General features: G+C 69.6%; 20 protein-coding genes. 10 read left to right on the top strand and 10 right to left on the bottom strand.

From position 1 onward, the window contains the following. The first annotated feature begins 16 nt into the window (after positions 1 to 16). Positions 17 to 2,056 carry a hydantoinase/oxoprolinase family protein gene (locus EDC64_RS19140; protein WP_165933821.1) on the top strand — a complete coding sequence of 680 codons (2,040 nt, stop codon included), beginning with the start codon at positions 17 to 19 and terminating at the stop codon, positions 2,054 to 2,056. 1 nt (position 2,057) lies between these two features. Next, entirely contained in the window at positions 2,058 to 3,698 is a 1,641-nt protein-coding gene (locus EDC64_RS19135) for a hydantoinase B/oxoprolinase family protein (protein WP_132034364.1), read from the top strand. A 32-nt stretch (positions 3,699 to 3,730) separates the two neighbouring features. Here EDC64_RS19135 and EDC64_RS19130 read toward each other — a convergent pair whose 3' ends face one another. Together EDC64_RS19130 and EDC64_RS19125 are read right to left on the bottom strand one after the other, a co-directional pair. Further along, positions 3,731 to 4,195 carry an SRPBCC family protein gene (locus EDC64_RS19130; protein WP_132034362.1) on the bottom strand — a complete coding sequence of 155 codons (465 nt, stop codon included), beginning with the start codon at positions 4,193 to 4,195 and terminating at the stop codon, positions 3,731 to 3,733. Continuing rightward, entirely contained in the window at positions 4,192 to 4,512 is a 321-nt protein-coding gene (locus EDC64_RS19125) for an ArsR/SmtB family transcription factor (protein ID WP_132034360.1), read from the bottom strand. The genes EDC64_RS19130 and EDC64_RS19125 overlap by 4 nt, the downstream gene beginning before the upstream one ends. A gap of 200 nt (positions 4,513 to 4,712) precedes the next feature. Here EDC64_RS19125 and cls point away from each other — a divergent pair, with 200 nt between their 5' ends. Further along, positions 4,713 to 6,158, top strand: coding sequence for a cardiolipin synthase (gene cls, locus EDC64_RS19120; protein ID WP_132034358.1), 1,446 nt, complete (start codon positions 4,713 to 4,715; stop codon positions 6,156 to 6,158). Positions 6,159 to 6,284: 126 nt separating this feature from the next. Here cls and EDC64_RS19115 read toward each other — a convergent pair whose 3' ends face one another. The 3 genes from EDC64_RS19115 to obgE all read right to left on the bottom strand — a co-directional run bounded on the left by EDC64_RS19115 (position 6,285) and on the right by obgE (position 10,146). Continuing rightward, entirely contained in the window at positions 6,285 to 7,541 is a 1,257-nt protein-coding gene (locus tag EDC64_RS19115; RefSeq protein WP_132034356.1) for a transglycosylase SLT domain-containing protein, read from the bottom strand. Between the two features lie 222 nt (positions 7,542 to 7,763). Beyond that, positions 7,764 to 8,945 (bottom strand): glutamate 5-kinase, encoded by a 1,182-nt coding sequence (gene proB, locus EDC64_RS19110; RefSeq protein WP_132034354.1) that lies wholly within the window; start codon positions 8,943 to 8,945, stop codon positions 7,764 to 7,766. Between the two features lie 163 nt (positions 8,946 to 9,108). Beyond that, positions 9,109 to 10,146, bottom strand: a complete 1,038-nt coding sequence (gene obgE, locus EDC64_RS19105) for a GTPase ObgE (RefSeq protein WP_132034352.1) — start codon at positions 10,144 to 10,146, stop codon at positions 9,109 to 9,111. Positions 10,147 to 10,227: 81 nt separating this feature from the next. Here obgE and EDC64_RS19100 point away from each other — a divergent pair, with 81 nt between their 5' ends. Next, positions 10,228 to 12,402, top strand: a complete 2,175-nt coding sequence (locus tag EDC64_RS19100) for a primosomal protein N' (protein WP_132034350.1) — start codon at positions 10,228 to 10,230, stop codon at positions 12,400 to 12,402. A 98-nt stretch (positions 12,403 to 12,500) separates the two neighbouring features. Beyond that, positions 12,501 to 12,626, top strand: coding sequence for a hypothetical protein (locus tag EDC64_RS24055; protein ID WP_274594958.1), 126 nt, complete (start codon positions 12,501 to 12,503; stop codon positions 12,624 to 12,626). Positions 12,627 to 12,677: 51 nt separating this feature from the next. On the opposite strand, the gene EDC64_RS19095 is transcribed toward EDC64_RS24055, so the two are convergent. Further along, positions 12,678 to 13,355, bottom strand: a complete 678-nt coding sequence (locus tag EDC64_RS19095) for a GntR family transcriptional regulator (RefSeq protein WP_132034348.1) — start codon at positions 13,353 to 13,355, stop codon at positions 12,678 to 12,680. Continuing rightward, complete coding sequence (locus tag EDC64_RS19090) at positions 13,352 to 14,272, bottom strand: amidohydrolase family protein (RefSeq protein WP_132034346.1); 921 nt, start codon at positions 14,270 to 14,272, stop codon at positions 13,352 to 13,354. Before EDC64_RS19090 ends, EDC64_RS19095 begins: the two co-directional genes overlap by 4 nt. Before the next feature lie 134 nt (positions 14,273 to 14,406). On the opposite strand from EDC64_RS19090, the gene EDC64_RS19085 reads away from it, so the two are divergent. The 5 genes from EDC64_RS19085 (at position 14,407) to EDC64_RS19065 (ending at position 19,392) form a co-directional block, all read left to right on the top strand. Next, positions 14,407 to 15,381, top strand: coding sequence for a tripartite tricarboxylate transporter substrate binding protein (locus EDC64_RS19085; RefSeq protein ID WP_132034344.1), 975 nt, complete (start codon positions 14,407 to 14,409; stop codon positions 15,379 to 15,381). 73 nt (positions 15,382 to 15,454) lie between these two features. Further along, the gene (locus EDC64_RS19080; RefSeq protein ID WP_132034342.1) at positions 15,455 to 15,865 is read left to right on the top strand and encodes a carboxymuconolactone decarboxylase family protein; all 411 of its coding nucleotides are present in this window, start codon (positions 15,455 to 15,457) and stop codon (positions 15,863 to 15,865) included. A gap of 96 nt (positions 15,866 to 15,961) precedes the next feature. After that, positions 15,962 to 16,726 (top strand): HpcH/HpaI aldolase family protein, encoded by a 765-nt coding sequence (locus tag EDC64_RS19075; protein ID WP_132034340.1) that lies wholly within the window; start codon positions 15,962 to 15,964, stop codon positions 16,724 to 16,726. A 128-nt stretch (positions 16,727 to 16,854) separates the two neighbouring features. Beyond that, positions 16,855 to 17,199 carry a hypothetical protein gene (locus EDC64_RS19070; protein ID WP_132034338.1) on the top strand — a complete coding sequence of 115 codons (345 nt, stop codon included), beginning with the start codon at positions 16,855 to 16,857 and terminating at the stop codon, positions 17,197 to 17,199. A gap of 27 nt (positions 17,200 to 17,226) precedes the next feature. Further along, positions 17,227 to 19,392 carry a DUF294 nucleotidyltransferase-like domain-containing protein gene (locus EDC64_RS19065; protein ID WP_132034336.1) on the top strand — a complete coding sequence of 722 codons (2,166 nt, stop codon included), beginning with the start codon at positions 17,227 to 17,229 and terminating at the stop codon, positions 19,390 to 19,392. Here EDC64_RS19065 and EDC64_RS19060 read toward each other — a convergent pair whose 3' ends face one another. The 3 genes from EDC64_RS19060 to EDC64_RS19050 form a co-directional block, all read right to left on the bottom strand. Further along, positions 19,393 to 19,758: a hypothetical protein gene (locus EDC64_RS19060; protein WP_132034334.1), complete on the bottom strand. Its 366-nt coding sequence runs from the start codon at positions 19,756 to 19,758 to the stop codon at positions 19,393 to 19,395. A gap of 226 nt (positions 19,759 to 19,984) precedes the next feature. After that, positions 19,985 to 20,308 carry a hypothetical protein gene (locus EDC64_RS19055; RefSeq protein WP_132034332.1) on the bottom strand — a complete coding sequence of 108 codons (324 nt, stop codon included), beginning with the start codon at positions 20,306 to 20,308 and terminating at the stop codon, positions 19,985 to 19,987. Next, complete coding sequence (locus tag EDC64_RS19050; RefSeq protein ID WP_132034330.1) at positions 20,305 to 20,619, bottom strand: YggT family protein; 315 nt, start codon at positions 20,617 to 20,619, stop codon at positions 20,305 to 20,307. The genes EDC64_RS19055 and EDC64_RS19050 overlap by 4 nt, the downstream gene beginning before the upstream one ends. Between the last annotated feature and the right edge of the window lie 67 nt (positions 20,620 to 20,686).

Genomic DNA, 20,686 nt, shown 5'->3' with positions numbered 1-20,686 from the left:
GAGGATCTTGCCGCCCATGACGCACGCTTCCGCCATGACCCGCGTCGGGATCGAGATCGGCGGCACCTTCACCGACCTCGTGGCGATGGGCCCGGAGGGGCTCACGGTCGTCAAGGTGCCGAGCGTCCCGCGCCGGCCCGATGCCGGGGTGTTCGACGCACTCGACGCGGCCGGGATCGCAGCCGCCGCGATCGACGAACTGGTCCACGGCTCGACCGTCGCGACCAATGCCGTGCTGGAGCGCAAGGGCGCGCGGCTCGCCTTGATCGTCACCGAGGGGTTCCGCGACCTGCTCCATCTCCAGCGCCAGGATCGCAGCCGCATCTTCGATCTGTTCTACCGCAAGCCGGAACCTCTGGTGCTGCGCCGGGAGACGCTGGACGTGCGCGAGCGCACTTTGTCCGACGGCAGCCACGCCGTGGCGCTCGATGCCGCCGAGACCGAGGCGCGCATCGCCGCCTTCCTGGCCGGCCGCGATTGCGAAGCCGTCGCCATCTGCCTGCTGAATGCCTTCGCCAATCCCATCCACGAATTGACCGTGCGCGACATCGTCCGGCGGCTGCGGCCGGACCTCGCCGTGACCTGCTCCTACGACGTCACGCGGGAATTCCGCGAATACGAGCGCACCAGCACCACCGCCCTTTCGGCCTATGTCCAGCCGGTGATCGACGGCTATCTCGGCCGCATCAAGGACGGCCTCGCCGGCCGGGGGTTTTCCGGCGACCTCAGCATCATGCAGTCGAATGGCGGGCGGGTGCCGGCGGAGGAGATGCGGCGCAGCGCGGTGACCGCGCTCCTGTCCGGCCCGGCGGCGGGCGTGACGGGCGCGGTGCATCAGGCCGGGCTGTCGGGCCATCGCAACATCATCACCTTGGATATCGGCGGCACCAGTTCGGACGTCTGCCTGGTCCATGAGGGCCGGCCGGATCTCACGCGCGAGAGCCGGGTCGACGATCTGCCGGTGATGATGCCGATGATCGACATCAATACGGTCGGGGCCGGCGGCGGCTCGATCGTCTGGCTCGATGAAGGCGGCATGCTGCGGGTCGGCCCCCACAGCGCCGGGGCCGATCCCGGCCCGGCCTGCTACGGCCGCGGCGGCGCGCGCCCGACCCTCACCGACGCCCACATCCTGTGCGGGCGCATCCCCGCCGACGCCACGCTCGGGGCCATCGCGCTCGACGCCGAGGCGGCCCGCGCCGCCTTCGCCCCGCTCGCGGCGCAGCTCGGCATGGGCGTTGAACAGCTCGCGGAAAGCGCCATCCGCATCGCGGTCGCGAATATGGTGGCGGCGATCCGCCTGGTCTCCACCCGCCGCGGGCACGATCCGCGCGACTTCGCGCTGGTGCCCTATGGCGGGGCCGGCCCGCTCCATGCCGTCGCCGTCGCCGACGCGCTGGATATCGAGACCGTCGTCGTCCCGCCGAGCGCGGGGGTTCTTTCCGCCTATGGGCTCCTGGTCGCCGATCACGGCTTCCACGCCGGGCATACCCGCCGCACGCCGATCGCGGCGCCCGCCCCGGACGCTGTGCGCGAGACCGTGGGTGCGCTGGTCGCCGAACTCGACGCGCGCTGCGATGCGCTGGGCCTGGCGGGCGCGCGCCACATGGCGGCGGAACTCGACATGCGCTTCGTCGGGCAGGCGTTCGAATTGTCCGTACCGCTGCCGCTCGCGGCGCTGCCGACGCTGACCTGCGACGATCTCCTCGCCGCGTTCGAGGCGGTGCACCAGAAAATCTATCATCATGGCGGCGGCCAAAGGGGCAAGCCGGTCGAGATCGTCTCCTATCGCGTCCATCTGCGGGTGCCGCAGGCGCATGTTCCCGCTCTGCCGACGCCGCCCGTGGACGATGCCGGCGCGGCCCGGCCGCATCCGATGTTCGAGGACGGCGGGGCGGTCGCCGGGCAGCGCGTGACGCGCGGCGCGCTTTCCGCAGGCGGGGGTCTGCCGGGTCCGGCCGTGATCGAGGACGCGACCGCGACCATCCATCTGCCGCGCGGCTGGCAGACCGCCGGCATCGTCGCGGGCAACCTCATTCTCACGCGGAGCCGCTGACATGACCGCGCCCTCCCTCGTCGACCAGGCCGTCATCAGCCAGGCCCTGCTCTCCGCCGCCCGCGAAATGGGCGCGAAGCTCTATCGCTCGGCCTATTCGACCATCGTGCGCGACGCCCGCGACGCCTCCACCGGCATCCTCGACGCGACGGGTGCGGCGGTCGCGCAGAGCGACGAACTGATCCCGATCCTGGTCGGATCGCTCTCGCTCACGTTCCGGCACTGTGCCGCGCTGTTTCCGGTCGAAACCCTGGAGGATGGCGATTTCTACATCACCAACCATCCTTATGCCGGCGGCCACCACCTTCAGGACATTCTGATCTTCATGCCGATCTTCGTGGCGGGCGAACTGGTCGGCTTCAGCGCCGCGGTCGCCCACCACACCGATGTCGGCGGTGGCGCGCCGGGGCTCAACAGCACGGCGACGGACCTCTATCAGGAGGGGCTGATCCTGCCGCCGTCGAAATACAATCTCGACCGGGACTGGAACGGCGGGCCGCTGGAGCGGCTGATCGCCGCCAATATCCGCGTTCCCGAACAGACGATCGGCGACATCAACGCCCAGTTCGCCGCCTGCCGCACCGGGATCGCGCGGGTGCGCGACCTGTGCACCAAATACGGCACCGCCAAAGTGCGCGCGGTGATGGCGCACAGCATCGACTATGTGGAGCGGCGGATCCGGGCGGCGGTGGCGGCGATCCCCGACGGAATCTATGTCGGCGAGGACGCGCTCGACGATGACGGGCTCGGTGACACGCCGCTGCGGATCCGCGCCACCGTCACGGTCTCCGGCGACGCCCTGTCGATCGATTATGCCGGCACCTGCCCCCAGGTCGCCACCCATCTCAACGCCCCCTTCGCCTCCACCGTCTCGGCGACGCTCGCCTGCGTCAAGGCGGTGCTGACCGGCGACGACGTGCCGTTCAACGAGGGCGCCAACCGCGCCGTCGCGATTTCGGCGCCGCAGGGCTCGCTGCTCAACCCGAACTTCCCCGCCCCGGTGCGCGCCCGCATGGAGGCCATCTACCGGGCCTATGATTGCGTGCTGAAGGCGCTGGGCCAGGCGGTCCCGGAGCGGGCGATCGCCTGCGGCTACGACACCACCACGGCGATCTGCCTGACCTATGCCTCGGACGGGCGCTATCAGGTCTATATCGAGACGCGCGACGGCGGCTATGGCGCCTCCGCGAAGGGCGACGGCTGCGACGCGGTCGCCGGGCCGCTGTCGAACTGCACCAATGCCCCGGTGGAATCGCTGGATGCCGACTTCCCCTTCTTCCGTGTGGAATCCTACGCGCTGCGCCTCGGTTCGGGCGGCGCGGGACGCCATCGCGGCGGGCTCGGATCGGCGCGGGCCTACCGCATCCTGAAGGACGGGGCGCGGCTCGCCATCTATTCCGACCGCTTCCGCATCCCCCCGAACGGCCTCGCCGGGGGCGAGGGCGGCGCGTGCGGCGCCTGCGAGATCGTCCGCGACGGCGCGGTCCTGCAGGTGAAGTCGAAGGATACGGTGCTGCTGAAGGCCGGCGACCTCGTCATCTCCGCCACCGGCGGCGGCGGCGGCTTCGGCGATCCGCGCACCCGCGACCCGGCGCTCCGCGCGCACGATGCCGCGCAGGGCTTCACGGACGAGGCCGCCTGACAGGATCGGGGCCAGCCCGGCCCCTCACGGCGTCAGGCGGCTTTCGGCTTGGCGAAGACGTCGAGGCCGCGGCCGGTTTCCAGGAAGGATTTCAGGCTGGAGAGGACGGCCGGCCAGCCTTTGCTGATGCCGTTCGCCATGCCGCTGCCGGCTTCGAGTTCGTCATGGGTGACGGTCAGCCGCACCATGGCGTCGTATTCCACGATCTCGAACGTCACTCGGCTATAGCTCGCGGGATCGGCGGCCTGGGAGGCGTTCGCCCAGGTGAGGACGAGGCGGGTCGGCGGCGCAATCTCGACCACTTCGCCGACGAGTTCGACGGTCCGCGCGTCGTTGGCGCGGATATGCGCCCATTGCGATCCCGGCGTCCAGTCGGACACGTTCTCATGGCCCCAATAGCGCCGGGCGACGTCCGGCTTGGTGATCGCCTCGAACACCTTTTCGGGGGTCGAGAGAATGTAGGTCACGTAGACGAATTTGGTCGTCTCTCTGGTCATTCCTGCTCTCCTTCGAGTTCCGTCTTCAGGTCGTGCAGCAGGCTGAGCCGCTGACGCTCGAATTTCCGCACCCACCGCGCGTAGACCTCGTGAAGCGGCACGGGGTTGATGAAGTGCAGCTTCTCGCGCCCGCGCCTGACGGTGCTCACCAGATTGGCGGCCGCCAAGAGTTCGAGGTGCTGCGTCACCGATTGCCGGGCCATGTCGAGGTTCTCGCAAAGCTGACCGAGCGTCTGCCCGTTCTTCTCACAGAGAAGGTCGAGCAACTTTCTGCGCGTGGGATCGCCCAGCGCCTTGAAAACCTTGTCTGCGTCCATCGGCTCCGCTCGACTGTAAGGCGAAAATATGCAGGCAAATACCTGCATGTCAAGCCGCGACCGAGCGAGCCGGCGGCGGAGCGGTGCGCGGAACCGGCGACAGGAACGGCCGGGCCGGAGCGTCAGGCACGGTCTGCAGGCCGACGGCGCGGGCAAACATGCTGTAATGCCGGACCCACCGCCAACCACAGTGCTCCGAAATGCATGATTCTGCCGTTCTCGCCTGGATTCTCTTCGCCGCTCAGGCCGCCCTGCAGCTCGTCTTCATCGTCCGCGCCCTGCTGCGCCCGCACCGCGAACCGGCCTCGCGCTTCGCCTGGGTGCTGGTGATCGCGCTGGCGCCGGGTGTCGGCGTCCTGGCTTATGTGCTGTTCGGCGAGGTCAATCTGGGCCGCAGGCGGATCGGCCGCCTGCGGGCGGCCTTGGCCAGCCTGCCGCCCGCCGAGGAGATCGCAGGTGCGTCGGCGGAGCCGGCGATCCACGACCGCTTCGTGCCGCTGTTCCGCGTCGGCACTTCGGTGAACCACTATGTGCCCGTCGCCGGCAACCGGGCCCGGCTGCAGCCGGATTCCGCCGCCGCCATCGCAGCCATGGTGGCCGACATCGACGCCGCGCGCCACAGCGTGCATGTGCTGTTCTACATCTGGCTCGCCGACGCGAGCGGCCTGAAAGTGGCGGAAGCTCTGAAGCGCGCCGCCGCCCGCGGCGTCGTCTGCCGGGCCATGGCCGACGATCTCGGCTCGCGGGCGCTGATCCGCTCCGCCCACTGGCGCGACATGGCGGCGAGCGGGGTGCGGCTCGCGGCGGCGCTGCCGATCGGCAACCCGCTCCTGCGCCTGTTCAAGAGCCGGATCGACATGCGCAACCACCGCAAGATCGTGGTGATCGACAATGCCGTCACCTATTGCGGCAGCCAGAATTGCGCCGACGCCGCCTTCGCGGTGAAAGCGCGGTTCGCCCCGTGGGTGGACGTAATCGCCCGGTTCGAAGGGCCGGTGGCCCGGCAGATGCAGCATCTGTTCGCCAGCAGCTGGATGGCGGAGACGAGCGAGGATCTCGCGCCCCTGTTCGGGGAGCCTTTGCCGCCGCCGGCCCCCGGCTTCATCGCGCAGACGATCGGCTCGGGCGCCGGCGTGCGCTATTCGGCGATGCCGGAGACCTTTGTGGCGCTGATGAGCGCGGCGCGCCGCGAACTCGTGATCACCACGCCCTATTACGTCCCCGACGAGCCGATCCAGGCCGCCTTATGCGCCAGCGCGCGGCGCGGGGTCGCGACCACCATCGTGTTTCCCAAACGCAACGATTCCTGGATCGTGGCGGCCGCGAGCCGAAGCTATTACCGCGAATTGCTGGAGGCCGGCGTCCAGATCCACGAATATGCCGGCGGCCTGCTGCACGCCAAGACGCTCACGCTCGACGGCGAGATCACCCTGATCGGCTCCGCCAATATCGACCGCCGCAGCTTCGAATTGAATGCGGAGAACAACATCCTGCTGCACGACGAAGCCTTCACGCGGGACCTGCGCGCGCGCCAGCAGGTCTTCCTCGACGCCGCGACGCCGGTGACGGTGGCGCAGGTCGAGGCCTATAGCCGGTGGCGGCAGCTCTGGAACAACACCATCGCGATGCTCGGGCCGGTTCTCTGACGCGGGCGAGCGCTTTGTGACGTCAGACCGCGGCGCGAAGATTGTGGCCGGCTCGGCCGTGCCCACGCCGATCGCCGTGCTCGACCACGGCCGCGCGAAGGGGCAAGGGCGGCGTCAGTCGGCGGCTTAGCTGGTTGCCGCCTGGCGCAGGCTCGAGAGCACGAAACAGGCGTCGCCGAACCACCGCGCGGCGCGGTCGATATGGTCGCCATGGCTGCGCAGGCGCCAGACATTGCGGTCGCTCTCATAGAGGCCGCCGGCATTGTAAGCTGCTGCGACGAGAATGGGATCGTCACCGGTCAGATCCGTGCGATGACGGATCTCCGCGGTGCCGAGATCGATATTCGTTGCCGGATCGTAGAGCGGATGATCCGCCGGGGCCGGATCCGGCCGCTCCACATAAGAGGGAGCGATGGCAAAGGGTGCGGGATAGGCGGGGAGCTTGCGGCGACGGATCACCTGTCGCGCGGTCGTCGCCAAGGTCTGCATCGGCCCGACGCTGTAATCGCCCAGCGTCGGGGGCTCGGTGTCCGTCACTTCGACATGCGGCTCCCAGCGGAACGTCGTGGGACCGGTAAATTTCGCCTTGCGCGCAAATGCGGTTTCCGTGGCGATGGTCATGACGATCAATTCGGGCGCTATCCCGTGCGCGAGGGACGCTTGGTAAATTTGCGGTCCGTAGAGATCGAGAATGGTCTGGCAAGTCAGCGGTGCCCCCGCCGATCGAAGCGGAGTGTGCATCCGGGGGACAAGATAAACACCGCCTTCATCATAGCGCCACCGCTGGCCGCCGAACATCGAAAGCCAGTCGCTGGGATAAACCCCCCGGGTCTTCGACCAATCCAGCTCCCCACCGATCCAGGCCGCGAGGGGTGGACGCGTTGGTTCGTTCCCGTCGATGAGCGGCGCAGGTGGTTCTCCGCCCCACTGCGCCGCAGCGGAGGCGAGATTGTCCCGCCAGCTCGCATCCCCACCCTCCGGCAAATCGCCCTCGATCAGGTCGCCGATCTTCAGATCGGCGAGTTGCAGATGCGGGGCCTCGAACCCCAGGGGCTCCAGGCCCTGCGCTGCTCCCATTTCGTGGATCTGACCCCACACGTCCGGAGGCACATTCCAGGTCCATTGGTTGTCGACGAAGCCGACGATGTCGACCGCCAGCCCGTATTGGTGATAGCTTTCCCACGCCTGCGCATACGTCACCTTGCTCCCCGGCCGCGTGCGCCCCTGGGCATAGAGGTAGCGTTGCCGCTCCGGCGACCGCCATGCCTCAAAGACCCGAAACGGCAGTCTCGATGCGGTGATGTCCGCCACCAATCGGGTGACGCGGGTGCGCATTGCAGGATGGAGCAGAGAGAGATCGCGGTTTGCCGACGTCACCGACATTTCACCACCTCCGAGGGCACACTTGAAAAATACACCACAACTTTTGATGGAGGGGTAGTGTAAATAATACCTCTTTTAGCGAGGGTCGGCGCACGGCGAGGGCGTCCCGGTGCAGGGTAAGGTGGCGCCCCCTTGGATCCCACCAGCCGCGTCGCGCCGCTTCAGATGCGCCCGCGGGCTCGTCCCGATCGCGCCGCAAATCCACCCAGTCGCGGCGGCTCTTCAGCCCGCGCCGACCACCATGTCGTCGCGATGCACCATTTCGGCGCGGCCGGCGAGGCCGAGAATGGCTTCGATCTCCGCCGTGCCGCGGCCGATGATCCGCTCGGCATGGTCGCTGTCATAGGCGACGAGGCCGCGTCCGATCTCGGCGCCGTCCGGCCCGCGCAAGAGCACCGCATCGCCGCGCTCGAACAGGCCCTCGATCCGGATGACGCCGGCCGGCAGCAGGCTCGCTCCACGGCGCAGCGCCGCCACCGCCCCGGCATCGAGATGCAGCACGCCGCGCGGTTCGAGCGCCCCGCCGATCCAGGCCTTGCGCGCCCGGGCGGGCGTCGCGCCGGTCAGGAACCAGGTGCAGCGCCCGCCATCCTGCACCGCCCGCAGGGGATTCTTCCCGTGACCGGAGGCGATCACCATGTGGGTACCGGCCGAGGTCGCGATCTTGCCGGCCTCGATCTTGGTGCGCATGCCGCCGCGCGAGAGTTCCGACCCCGCCGCCCCGGCCATCCCCTCGATCGCCGCCGTGATGCGCGGCACGACCGGGATATGCTGGGCGAGCGGATCCTGGGCCGGCGGGGCGGTATAGAGGCCGTCTATGTCGGAGAGCAGGACGAGCAGGTCCGCGCTCGCCATGGTCGCGACCCGGGCCGCGAGCCGGTCATTGTCGCCATAGCGGATCTCGGTGGTCGCGACGGTGTCGTTCTCGTTGATCACCGGCACCGCGCGATACTCCATCAGCCGCGCCAGAGTGGAGCGGGCGTTCAGATAGCGGCGGCGCTCCTCGGTGTCGCCCAGCGTCAACAGGATCTGGCCGGCGGTGATCTCCTCATGGGCGAGCGCCTGCGCCCAGGTGCGGGCGAGCGCGATCTGGCCGACCGCGGCCGCGGCCTGGCTGTCCTCGAGCTTCAGCGGCCCCTTGGCCAGCCCCAGCACGGTCCGCCCGAGCGCGATCGCGCCGGAGGACACCACCATGATCTCCTTGCCTTGCCGGTGCAGCGCGCCGATGTCCTCGGCGAGCGCGGTCAACCAAGCGAGCCGCACCTTCCCGCGGTCGGAATCGACCAGGAGGGCGGACCCCACCTTGATGACGATGCGGCGGAAATCGGCGAGGGCGGGAGTTTTGGCGGTCACGGCGCGGCTTTTCAGTGGTGCGGGGCCGTCTCGATACTCCAAGCGGCGCATCAGGAACAGGGGCGGCCCACGGCCAAGCGCCAGCGGATGGGGCAATCGGCCCGGACGACCGCCGGGGACGCGGCGCACAACCGCAGCCGATCGGGCGCGGGCGGATCAAACGAAGCGATGAACACGCCGCGACCGACGGCGGCCGACCGGAACCGTTCGGGCCTCAGGGCCGCCATTCCTTCGCCGGCCTGGCGGCCTCTGCGGCCTCCGCACGTGCCGTCTCGACGATGCCGAGCAACGTGCGCAGTGCCTCCTGCACCCCCTGCCCGGATTGGGCAGAGAGCAGAAGGGGCTTCTTCTTGGCGGCGCGCTGCAGCCGCTCCTTCTGCTGTTTGAGCAATTCAGGGGACAAGGCATCCGCCTTGGACAGCGCGACGATCTCGGGCTTGTCCACGAGGCCATGGCCATAGGCGGCCAGCTCTGCACGGACGGTCTTATAGGCCTTGCCCGCATGATCGGACGTGCCGTCCACCAGATGCAGCAGCGCGCCGCAGCGCACGATATGGGCGAGGAAGCGATCGCCGATCCCCGCCCCCTCGTGGGCGCCCTCGATCAGGCCGGGAATATCCGCCAGCACGAATTCGCGGTCGTCCACCCGCACCACGCCGAGGCCCGGATGGAGCGTGGTGAAGGGATAATCGGCGATCTTCGGCTTCGCCGCCGTGGTGGCGGCGAGGAAGGTGCTCTTGCCGGCATTGGGCAGGCCGACGAGGCCGGCATCGGCGATCAGCTTCAGGCGCAGCCAGATCCAGCGCTCCTGGCCTTCGAGCCCAGGATTGGCGCGACGCGGCGCCTGATTGGTCGAGGTCTTGAACTGGGCGTTGCCGAAGCCGCCGTTTCCACCCGAGAGCAGCCGCACGCGCTGGCCGATTTCGGTGAGATCGGCCAGCACCGTCTCCTCGTCCTCGTCGAGGATCTCGGTCCCCGCCGGCACCTTCAGCACGACGTCGGCCCCGCGCGCACCAGTGCGGTTGGCGCCCTTGCCGTGATCGCCCTTCTTGGCCTTGAAATGCTGCTGGTAGCGATAGTCGATGAGCGTGTTCAGCCCGTCGACGCATTCGATCCACACGTCGCCGCCACGTCCCCCGTCGCCGCCGTCCGGCCCGCCGAACTCGATGAACTTCTCGCGCCGGAACGACACGCATCCCGCCCCGCCGTCGCCGGAGCGCACATAAACCTTGGCCTGATCCAGAAATTTCATGTCCTGGAGGTAGACGCGCCTTGACGGGAAGGCAAGGGCGTCCCCTTTGACGTTTGCAGCGCCCTGGACCAAAAGAGGAACATGAGCCCCCGCACGGTCGACATTCTGCTCCCCCTCGGCCTCGACGCGCCCTATTCCTACGCCGTGCCGGAGGGGATGGACCTCGTGCCGGGCGATCTCGTGCACGTCCCGCTCGGCACGCGCGGCATGGTGGGCTGCGTCTGGCCCGGCCGGGGCGCGGCGGCGCCGGTCGACCCCGCCAAGATCAAGAGCGTCAAGGCGCGGCTCGATTACGAGCGGCTTCCGCCCGATCTGCTGCAGCTGATCGACTGGATCGCCGACTACACGCTGGCGCCGCGCGGCATGGTGCTGCGCATGGCGCTGCGCCATGGCGAGAGCCCCGGCGTCGCGCGCGAGCGGGTGGGCGTGCGGGCGACCGGCAAGTCCCCCGGCCGCATGACCGCCGCGCGCCACAAATTGATGGATTTGCTCGCCGACGGCTTCGTGCGCGGCAAAGGCGAGGCGGCGCGGGAGGCCGGCGTGTCACCGTCCGTCGTCGACGGCCTGGTCGATGACGGCGCGCTCGAGACCCTCGTTCTGCCGCCCGCCCCGGCGGCGGAGCGGCCCGATGCGGACCATGCCGCCCCGCAACTTTCGGACGCGCAGGAAGACGCCGCCGCGATCCTGCGGGCGGCGGTGGCGGCCCGCACCTTCGCCGTCCATCTGCTCGACGGCGTTACCGGCTCGGGCAAGACGGAGGTCTATTTCGAGGCCGTGGCAGCGGCGCTGAAGGCGGGGCGGCAAGCGCTGATCCTGCTGCCCGAAATCGCCCTCACCCAGGCGTTTCTCGACCGTTTCACCCTGCGCTTCGGCGTCCGCCCGGCGGAATGGCATTCGGCGGTCGGCACCAAGCGTCGCGCCCGCATCCTCCAGGGCGTCGCCGAAGGCGAGGTCCGGGTCGTCGCCGGGGCGCGCTCGGCGCTGTTCCTGCCCTTCCCCGATCTCGGCCTGATCATCGTCGACGAGGAGCACGACCCTGCCTACAAGCAGGAGGACGGCGTCGCCTATCATGCCCGCGACATGGCGGTGGTGCGCGCGCGGCTGTGCGGGGCGCCGATCGTGCTGGCCTCGGCGACGCCCTCGATCGAGACCGAGGTGAATGCGCGGCGCGGCCGGTATCGCCGTCTCGCCCTTCCGGAGCGGTTCGGCGGCGCCAAGGTGCCGGGCCTCGCCCCGATCGACCTGCGCAAAGAGGGGCCGCCGCGCGGCCGCTGGATCGCGCCGCGGCTCGCGGAGGAGATCGCCCAGACCATCGAAGACGGCGGGCAGGCGCTGCTGTTCCTCAACCGGCGTGGCTATGCGCCGCTCACCTTGTGCCGCGCCTGCGGCCACCGCATGCGCTGCCCGTCCTGCTCGGCCTGGCTGGTGGAGCACCGCTTCCGCCGCCGGCTCGCCTGCCATCATTGCGGCTATCAGGCGCCGGTGCCGGAGGCCTGCCCGGGCTGCGGCGCCAAAGACAGCCTGATGCCCTGCGGCCCCGGCGTCGAGCGCCTCCAGGAGGAGGTCCAGACCCTGTTCCCCGCCGCCCGCAGCCTGGTCCTGTCGTCCGACCTCACCGGCGGGGTCGAACGCATGCGGGCCGAACTCGACGCCGTCGCCCGCGGCGAGGTCGATGTCGTGGTCGGCACGCAATTGGTGGCGAAGGGCCACAATTTTCCGGGCCTCGCGCTGGTCGGCGTGGTCGATGCCGATGTCGGGCTCGGCCATGGCGATCCGCGCGCCGCCGAGCGCACCTTCCAGCTCGTCCACCAAGTGGCGGGGCGCGCCGGACGCGGCGCGGCGGAAGGGCGCGGCTATATCCAGACCCACATGCCCGAGCATCCCGTGATGCAGGCGCTGGTGAAGGGCGACCGCGCCGCCTTCTACGAGACCGAGATCGCCGCCCGCCAGGAGGCGCATCTGCCACCGTTCGGCCGCATGGCGAGCCTGATCGTCTCGGCGACCGACGCCGCTTCCGCCGAGCGCCACGCGCGCCAGCTCGCCGCCTGCGCGCCGCGGGTCGAGGGGGTGCGGGTGCTCGGTCCGGCCGAGGCGCCGCTCGCCGTGCTGCGCGGCCGGCACCGCTGGCGCCTGCTCGCCCGCGCCCCCCGCGCCTTCGACCTCTCGGCCTATCTGCGCGCCTGGCGCGCCGCCGCCCCCCGCGCGACCGGCAATCTGCGCGTCGCCATCGACGTCGACCCGCTGAGTTTTCTGTGAGGGGTCGGCGCGCGGACCGCCGTGCCGCGGGTCCGTGACGCGCGCCGCCTTGCGCCTCTGCGGGGATCGCCTATGGTCCTCGCGAAATGGAGGCTCCGATGCGCGCAGTGTCCCGTCTTGCCTTGATCGTCGCGCTCGGCCTTGCGGTTTCGGGCTGCGACAAGTGTGGCAATTGGTTCAAATACACGCCGAAGGCGTGCGGCACCGAAACGGCCCCGCAATAAGCCGGAGCGGGCGCCGGCCCGCCGAACGGTTCTTCTGCCGAGACGACGCCCTCACTCCGCCGGCAGGACCGCCTGGATGTTGCGGCCGGTGCGCGCGACATGGTCGCGCAGCAGGCGCGTCGCCTCCTCCGCCTTGCGGTCGATGATCGCGCCGGCGATCGCGACATGCTCCGCCGGGACGTCGCGGTCCGGTTCGTGATCCTTCAGGAAGATCCGGCGGTAGCGGTCGCTCTGATCGTGAAGGGTCTCGCAGAACTGCATCAGAAGCGGCATGCGGCAGGCCGAGATCAGCTCGGCGTGGAAGGCGCGGTGCGCGATCTCCCACGCCTCCTGCTCCTCCAGCGAGCGCGAGCCGCGCTTGCAGCGACCGAGCTGGTGCAAAGTGGCGAGGATGCGGCCCTCCCAGGCGGCATCGCCGTGGCGGATCGCTTCGCGCACCGCCATGCCCTCCAGCTCCACCCGCAGGCGGATCACCTCGGCGAGGTTGGCGCGCGAGACCGGCGTCACGCGATAGCCGCGCTGGTCGACGATCTCCACCAGGCCCTCGCTCTCGAGCCGGCAGAGCGCCTCGCGCAGCGGGCTGAGGCTGACGCCGTAGCTGGCCCGGATCCGATCCAGGACCAGCTTGCCGCCTGGCACCAGTTCGCCCCGCATGATGGCGGCGCGCAGCCGCGTCACCAGGGTCGAGGAGAGGGTGGCGGCGCTGTCCTGGGAACGAAGGTCGGTCATTTTTCCTGCTCGATCGCCCCGAAGCCGTAGAGGATCGCCGGGGTCTCCACCAGGGCCAAACGCTGCACCTGCGCGTCCGGCAGCCAGAGCGGGATGAGGTCGACGATATCGCCGTCGTTCGGCATCGGCACCGGACAGATCGGATGCGGCCAATTGCTGCCCCAGAGCACCCGGTCCGGCCGCGCCGCCACCACCGCCTCGATCATCGGCAGCATGTCGCGGTGCGGATAGGGTTCCGCCGAAAGGCGGTAGAGGCTGGCGAGCTTGACATAACAGCGATCGGTGTCGAGCAGCCGCATCAAGGTGGCGAAGGCCGGGGAGCCGACGCCCTCGCGCCCGTCGATCCGCGCCATGTGGTCGAGGATGAAGGGGCTGCGGATCGCCTGGAGGCGCGGGGCGACGTCGACGAGCTCGGCGGCCCGGTTGAAATGCAGCACGAGATGCCAGCCGAGGTCGAAGGTCTCGTCGGCCAGCCGCTGCAGATGGTCGAAGGAGGCGCCGCCGCTCACCACGGTAGACATGCGGCAGCCGCGCATGCCGCGGGCATGCATATGCTCCAAGTCCCGGCGCGGCAGGCCGGAGGGGATCACCGCGACGCCCCGCAGCCGATCGGGGGCGCGGTCGAGCGCGTCCAGCGTCGCGCGATTGTCGGTGCCGTGGGCGCCGCCATGGACGATCACCGCGCGCGAAATCCCGAGCGTGGCGTGGAGCGCCATCAGATCCTCGAAGGTGCAATCCTCGGGCGTGTAGCTGCGCTGGGGGCTGAAGGGAAAGCGCGCCGCTGGGCCGAAGACATGGACGTGGCAATCCGTGGCGCCGGGCGGCAGCGCGAAGGACGGCGTGCGCGGATTGCGGTCGGGTCCCGGGCAGGCATGGAGCGGGCGGCCGGAAGACTGAGCGGGAGCGTCTGGAATCATGGCGGACTTTCAGCAGGACATCGAAACAAGCGGGGCTGTCAACAGGCCCGCGGCGCGCCCGGTTTGACGCGGGCGGCGAGAGGTGCAAGACATATAATCGATGATTTTATAAAAATCGATGATTTGGAGGAGACATGATCCGTCGTACCTTTCTCGCCCTCGCGGGCGCTCTTCTCGTTCTGCAGCCCGGCCTCGTCGGCGCGCAGACCAGCTTTCCCGACCGTCCGGTCCGCATTGTCGTCCCGTTCCCGGCAGGCGGGTCGAACGACGTGATCGCGCGCCTGCTGGCGCAAAATCTGTCCGAGCAGTGGAAGCAGCCGGTGATCGTCGACAACCGCTCGGGGGCCGGCGGCAATGTCGGCGCCGAGGCCGTGGTGCGCGCCGAGCCGGACGGCTACACCCTGCTTCTTGCGGCCCCCGGCCCACTCGCCATCAATCCCTCGCTGTTTCCGCACCTGGCCTTCAATCCCCTGAAGGATTTCGCGCCGATCGCGCTGGTCGCGTCGGTGCCGATCGTGCTCGCGGTCAATCCCGCGGTGAAGGCCAATTCGGTCAAGGAGCTGATCGCGCTCGCCAAGGCAGAACCGGGCAAGCTGAATTTCGGCTCGTCGGGCAACGGCTCCACCAATCATCTGGCGGGCGAACTGTTCAAGACCATGGCCGGGATCGACATCGTGCACGTCCCCTATCGCGGCGCAGCACCCGCCATGAACGATCTCGTCGCCGGACACATTCCGATGATGTTCGACAATATGCCGGCGGTGCGCCCGCAGGTGCAGGCCGGCAAGATCCGCGCTCTGGCGGTGGCCGGGAGCCAGCGCTCGGCGCTCTTCCCGGAACTGCCCACCATGTCCGAGGCCGGCGTGCCCGGCTTCGACGCGACCGCCTGGTTCGGCCTCGTCGCCCCCGCCAAGACCCCGGCGGACGTGCTCGCCATCCTGGTGGACTCGACCCGCAAGGCGCTCGAAAGCCCCGAAATGGCGAAGAAATTCGCCGATCTCGGCGCCGAGCCCGGCACCCTCACCGGCCCCGCCTTCGGCCGCTTCCTCGCCGCCGAGAATGCCAAATGGGCCAAGGTGGTCAAGGATGCCAATGTGAAGGTCGACTGACCGCCCGCCGCATTTCCGCGCCCTCTGCCGCCGGGGGTCCGCCCCCGGCCCAATCCCGCACCTGGAAGACCCGATGGCCAGCGCCCCCCGCACGCTCGAAGACCTGGAACGCCGCTACGAGGACATGCTCGGCTTCACCCCGCCGAAAATCGCCAAGCGCCTCAAGCTCTCGATGACGGTCGACCCCGATCTGGTCGGCGCCCTGGAAGATTGGCGCATCGCCGCCTTGACGCCGGACGCGCTGGATCAGAAGACGGTGCAGCTCATGTGCTTCGCCATCCTCCTCTCCCAGACCTCCGAGGCGGCGGCGAACCACGCCCGCGCCGCGATCAAGGCTGGGGCCACCCTTGAGGAATTGCATGCGAGCGCCGGAATCGCCACGCTGTTCCGTGGCGTCGCCGCCTTCAACATGGCGGGCGAACTCCTCAGCAACCTGTTTCCCGCTCCCGACCAGGCTCAGACTTCGACGCCCGTGAAGGATTGACCCTGCCCGCGGCCGAATGCAGGAGGGCGGACGTCCTGCGCGACGCCGCAGCGACGAAGACGCCCGTCCGAACAGACCCCGCAAGGAACCGCAGCGATGGACCTTCCGCGTAACGCCTTCAAGCACGCCCTGGCGGCGGGCGACCTGCAGATCGGCCTGTGGTGCAGCCTGTGCAGCAACATCACGGTCGATCTGGTCTCGGATTCCGGCTTTGACTGGCTGCTGCTCGATTCCGAGCATTCGCCCAACGAGCTTCCGGCAATCCTGACCCAGCTCCAGGCGGCCCGGGGCGGCACCGCGACGCCGCTGGTGCGGCCGAGCGCGAACGATCCCGTGCAGATCAAGCGCCTGCTCGACATCGGCGCGCCGGGCTTGCTCCTGCCCTATATCGAGAGCGTGGAGGAGGCCCGCAGGGCGGTAGCCGCCACCCGCTATCCGCCTGCCGGTTTTCGCGGGGTGACCGCCTCAGGCCGCGCCAGCCGCTATGGCCGGGTCGGCGGCTATCTCCAGAAGGCCGAGAGCGAACTCTGCGTCCTGCTCCAGGTGGAGACCCGGGAAGCCCTCGACCAGCTCGAGGCGATTGCCGGTGTCGACGGCGTGGACGGTGTGTTCATCGGCCCGGCCGACCTGTCCACTTCGTTCGGCCATTCCGGCAATTGGACCGGGCCGGAGATGCAGGCCGTGCTGAAGGATGCCGTGACGCGTCTCACCAAGATCGGCAAGCCGGCGGGCATCCTCACCGCCAATGAGGAGGAGGCGCGCCGCTTCATCGATTGGGGCTACCGCTTCGTCGCGGTGGGTGCCGATCTCGGCCTGCTGCGCAATGCCGCGGACGCGCTCGCCAAGCGCTTCAAATCCTGATCTGCCCCGTTCGCTTCGGGGACGGGACGCTTCTGCGGGCCTGCGCGGCGGGCGTGCCGCGCAGGCCCGCCTGTGATAGCGTGAGCGTGGTCGGCGGCAACTGCGTGCCGCCGCGAGAGGAGGCGCCCATGCTTCGCCCGCTGCGCCATTTGGTGCGTCAAGCCGGCTTGCCGCTCGTCTGCGCGGCCCTGGCCATTCCGTCTCTTGCCTTCGCCCAGACGAGCCCGCCGCCCGCGCCCCCGGCCTCGGAGAGTGCGATATCTCGGATCGAACGGGCGGTGACGGACGCGCTGCAGCGCGGCCTCGACCGGCTCGATCAGGCCTTGGACGCCACCCTGCCCTACGAAATGCCCGAAGTCCTGCCGAACGGCGACATCCTGATCCGGCGCGTCAAACCCGCGCCGGTGCCCCCGCAGGCCACGCCCAATCCCGCGACGCCGCCCGCCCCGAAGTCCGACCCGATGAAGATCTGACGTCCTCTCCCGAATGCGGGTGCCGCCATGGACGCGCCGCTCACCTCCTCCCCGCTCACCTCGACCCCGCTTCTGGGCCTCGACTGGGTCGCCCTCGACACGGAGACGACGAGCCTCGATCCCCGCGTCGCGCGCATCGTCGAAATCGCCGTTCTGCCCGGTCGCGGCATCGCGGCGGAACCCGCGGGTGCGGAAAGCCACCGCGTCGCGCCGGGCGTTGCGATCCCGCAAGCGGCGACGCGGGTGCACGGCATCGACGACGCCGCGCTCGCCGCGGCCCCGCCCTTCGGGGACGTATGGCATCGCCTCGCGCCTTTGCTGACGGGCAGAATTTTGATCGGTCATACTCTCGGCTACGACATCGCGGTTCTGGAGCGCGAATGCGGCCGGGCCGGTCTGCCATTCGAAGCGCCCCGCCGGCTCGATGTCCGGCTGCTCGCCCATGTCGTGCACCCCGGGCTGGCCGACGTCTCGCTCGACGCCCTGGCGAGTTTCTTCGAGGTGACGCCCGGGCCGCGGCACAGCGCGCTCGGCGACGCCGAGACCGCCGCCCGCCTGTTCGCGGTATTCGTCCCGCTCCTGCGCGAGGCGGGGATCCGAACCCTCGGCGAGGCGGAGGCGGCCTGCCGCAGTCGACCGGACGTCATGGAAGCGCATCATCGCGCCGGCTATGCCGAGCCCGCGGCGGCACCGGCCGCCAGTCATGCCGCGCAGATGCGGGCGGCCGAGGCCTTGGTGCGGATCGATTCGCAGCTCTACCGGCACCGCATCCGGGACGTGATGACGGTGCCGCCCTTCGCTTTGCCCGGACACACGACCGTCGCAGCGGCCGTACGCCTCATGGCCGAGCGCGGCCTCGGCTCGGTCCTGGTTCGCGGGGAGACCGACGCACCCTTGGCGCCCGCCGACACCGGCATCGTCACGGAGCGCGACATTCTGCGGGGCCTGACGCGGTACGGCGCCGGTCTGTTGGAGCGGCCGGTCTCCGATCTCGCATCGCGCCCGGTCGGCGGGCTGCCGGCCGACGCTTTTCTCTATCGTGCCGCGGGCCGGATGCAGCGGCGCGGCATCCGCCATCTCGCCGCGCTCGACGCGGCGGGGGAGATTTGCGGCATGCTGTCGGTGCGCGACGTGCTGCGGCCGCGCGTCGGCGGCAGCTTCGCGCTCGATGACGCGATCACGGCCGGCGAAGACCCGGCCGAGCTCGCCAAGACTTGGGCGGGCCTTCCCTTGGTCGCAGGCGGTCTGGTCGCGGACGGCGTGCCGGCGCGCGATGTGGCGGCGGTGATTTCCAGCGAGCTCGGAGCCCTCACGGCACGCGCCGCCGAGCTCGCGGAGGCGGAACTCGGGCCGCCGCCAGCGCCCTATGCCTTGCTCGTGCTGGGCTCAGCGGGGCGGGGCGAATCGCTGCTCGCCATGGACCAGGACAATGCCTTGCTGATCGACGCGCCACCCGGCCAGGACGTCGACGGCTGGTTCGCGGCTTTCGGCGCCCGCGTCGCGGACATTCTGCATGCCGTGGGCGTGCCCTATTGCCCGGGCGGGGTGATGGCGCGCGAGGCGGATTGGCGCGGCACGCCGCAAAGCTGGCGCCACCGGCTCGAAGGATGGATCCGCCGCGCGCGGCCCCAGGACCTGCTCAGCGTCGATATCTTCTACGATTTCGCCTGCGTCCACGGCGCACCGGCGCCCGCCGCCGCTTTGTTCGCCGATGCTTATGCGGCGACGCGGGGGCATTTCGACTTTCTCAAGCTGCTCGCGGAGGCCGGTGGCGAGAGCCCCGCCGCGCTCGGCCTGTTCGGGGCGATCCGCACCGAAAACGGGCGCGTCGACCTGAAACGCTGCGGCCTGTTCCCGATCGTGCGGGCGGCGCGCATCCTCGCCATCGCGCATGGTGTGCGGGCGCACGCCACCCCGGCCCGGCTCGATGGGCTCGCGCAGGCCGGGCTCGGGGCGGCGCGGGACCTCTCCGACCTCATCCACGCGCATGCCATCCTGCTCGCGGAGATCCTTCATCAACAGATCGAAGACGCCGGCCGCGGCGTGGCGCCCTCCAACAAAGTGGAGCCCGGCCGTCTCGATGCCACACGCCGGGCAACGCTGAAGGAGGCGCTGCGTATCGCCGCCGGCGCCGACGCGGTCCTGCACACCCTTCTGATGGCGCAGCGGACGCCGGACGCGGGAGGGCGCTGATCAGCCGATCAGGCCCAGCAGGAGAGACAGAGCGAGCAGGCCGCTCGCGAGCGCGGCAGACAGGCGGGCGAAGGTGAAATAGGCCTCGCGCAGCGCCAGGCTGACCATCACTTTCGCCTGCGGCTCGGCGGGACGAGCGCGCTCGGGAAGATAGGACCACAATTCGGTGCGGCGGTGATTGGTCCGCGACGCACCATTGGCCTTCAGGATGAGGACGAAGGTCAGGACGAGCGTGAGAACCCCGCCGGCCTCGAACGAGGCCCTGGGGTCGAAGCTCAGGCCGACCATGACGCAGGCGATGCCCAGGAACGCGAAGGCGCACGCGCGCGCAACCGTCACCTGCGCGAGGCGATTGATGTCTTCCATGTTCGCACTCCAAAGGACCGGCCGCGCCGCCTCCCCTGTCGTCGCTCAACCGGGAGCGCGCGCTGCGATGCACTGCCGAACCACCACTCGACGCCATAACGGGCCGGTGGCCAATTTTGATCCATCCCGCCCCGTATGCTGGCTGCAACGCGGCCGCGACGTCAAGCCGGCGAATGTCAATTTATGTTGCAGCGCACAACAGGCTAAGGCTGGGCCGGCCGTTCGCTCAGAAGCCGACGGTGAAGAACCGCGAGACCGCCGGCATGGAAATCACCGCCGTCCCGGCGAGCCAGATCCACATCGTCACCTCGTCGGTCTCCTTCCGGCCGGTGACGCGCTCGAACAGCGCCGCCGGCACGCCCGCAACCATGATGGTGCAGGTGGAAATCACGAGCGAGGTCAGGAAGAACAGGACCGACACGCTGCTGGTGAAGAAGCCGGGCAGGAAAGGCGCCATCAGGATGGCGGCCGGCAGGACGAGCGGCGAGAAGATTCCGTTGACCGCGGCGATGCCGAGGATGGGGAAGAGATAAGGCTGGATCCGGCTCATGCCGCGCCTCCCGGTGCGGGCATGGCGCCGGCTGCCGCAAAGGCGGCGAACAAGGCGACGCGCGCGACCAGAAGCCAGAGCACGCCGAAGGCGAGGATGACCACGTCCGGAACGGCGCGCGGGGTGATGGCGGCGACCACGCGCAGGACCGGATCGGTCATCCTGACGAAGGCGCGCCAGATGTAATTCGTCGAGGCCGGGCCGAAGAAGAAGGAGAGCAGGAACCGGCCGAGCAAGGTGTACATCAAGGCCGCGAGCACGAAATTGGGGAGCTGGAAGGCCCAGGCGGAAAAAAGAGACGTTGTGCCCATCGGGGTTTCCTGTCTGCGCCGCGGGAGACGGTCCGGTCGGACGGAAGCGTCGTCTGGACGATAAAAC

This window comes from Aquabacter spiritensis (genome assembly GCF_004346185.1).
GTDB classification, from domain to species: domain Bacteria; phylum Pseudomonadota; class Alphaproteobacteria; order Rhizobiales; family Xanthobacteraceae; genus Aquabacter; species Aquabacter spiritensis.
Note: the sequence above shows the minus strand (reverse complement) of the source record. Positions and strands in the feature narration are given on the sequence as shown.

Bases quoted from the DNA above. Each gene is read 5' to 3' on its own strand.
- proB (WP_132034354.1), bottom strand. From the start codon at position 8,945: ATGCGCCGCTTGGAGTATCGAGACGGCCCCGCACCACTGAAAAGCCGC.
- EDC64_RS19065 (WP_132034336.1), top strand. From the start codon at position 17,227: ATGGACGCGCCGCTCACCTCCTCCCCGCTCACCTCGACCCCGCTTCTG.
- EDC64_RS19100 (WP_132034350.1), top strand. From the start codon at position 10,228: ATGAGCCCCCGCACGGTCGACATTCTGCTCCCCCTCGGCCTCGACGCG.
- EDC64_RS19115 (WP_132034356.1), bottom strand. From the start codon at position 7,541: ATGTCGGTGACGTCGGCAAACCGCGATCTCTCTCTGCTCCATCCTGCA.
- EDC64_RS19050 (WP_132034330.1), bottom strand. From the start codon at position 20,619: ATGGGCACAACGTCTCTTTTTTCCGCCTGGGCCTTCCAGCTCCCCAAT.
- EDC64_RS19075 (WP_132034340.1), top strand. From the start codon at position 15,962: ATGGACCTTCCGCGTAACGCCTTCAAGCACGCCCTGGCGGCGGGCGAC.
- obgE (WP_132034352.1), bottom strand. From the start codon at position 10,146: ATGAAATTTCTGGATCAGGCCAAGGTTTATGTGCGCTCCGGCGACGGC.
- EDC64_RS19140 (WP_165933821.1), top strand. From the start codon at position 17: ATGACGCACGCTTCCGCCATGACCCGCGTCGGGATCGAGATCGGCGGC.
- EDC64_RS19085 (WP_132034344.1), top strand. From the start codon at position 14,407: ATGATCCGTCGTACCTTTCTCGCCCTCGCGGGCGCTCTTCTCGTTCTG.
- cls (WP_132034358.1), top strand. From the start codon at position 4,713: ATGCATGATTCTGCCGTTCTCGCCTGGATTCTCTTCGCCGCTCAGGCC.
- EDC64_RS19070 (WP_132034338.1), top strand. From the start codon at position 16,855: ATGCTTCGCCCGCTGCGCCATTTGGTGCGTCAAGCCGGCTTGCCGCTC.
- EDC64_RS19055 (WP_132034332.1), bottom strand. From the start codon at position 20,308: ATGAGCCGGATCCAGCCTTATCTCTTCCCCATCCTCGGCATCGCCGCG.
- EDC64_RS19135 (WP_132034364.1), top strand. From the start codon at position 2,058: ATGACCGCGCCCTCCCTCGTCGACCAGGCCGTCATCAGCCAGGCCCTG.
- EDC64_RS19125 (WP_132034360.1), bottom strand. From the start codon at position 4,512: ATGGACGCAGACAAGGTTTTCAAGGCGCTGGGCGATCCCACGCGCAGA.
- EDC64_RS19095 (WP_132034348.1), bottom strand. From the start codon at position 13,355: ATGACCGACCTTCGTTCCCAGGACAGCGCCGCCACCCTCTCCTCGACC.
- EDC64_RS19130 (WP_132034362.1), bottom strand. From the start codon at position 4,195: ATGACCAGAGAGACGACCAAATTCGTCTACGTGACCTACATTCTCTCG.
- EDC64_RS24055 (WP_274594958.1), top strand. From the start codon at position 12,501: ATGCGCGCAGTGTCCCGTCTTGCCTTGATCGTCGCGCTCGGCCTTGCG.
- EDC64_RS19060 (WP_132034334.1), bottom strand. From the start codon at position 19,758: ATGGAAGACATCAATCGCCTCGCGCAGGTGACGGTTGCGCGCGCGTGC.
- EDC64_RS19080 (WP_132034342.1), top strand. From the start codon at position 15,455: ATGGCCAGCGCCCCCCGCACGCTCGAAGACCTGGAACGCCGCTACGAG.
- EDC64_RS19090 (WP_132034346.1), bottom strand. From the start codon at position 14,272: ATGATTCCAGACGCTCCCGCTCAGTCTTCCGGCCGCCCGCTCCATGCC.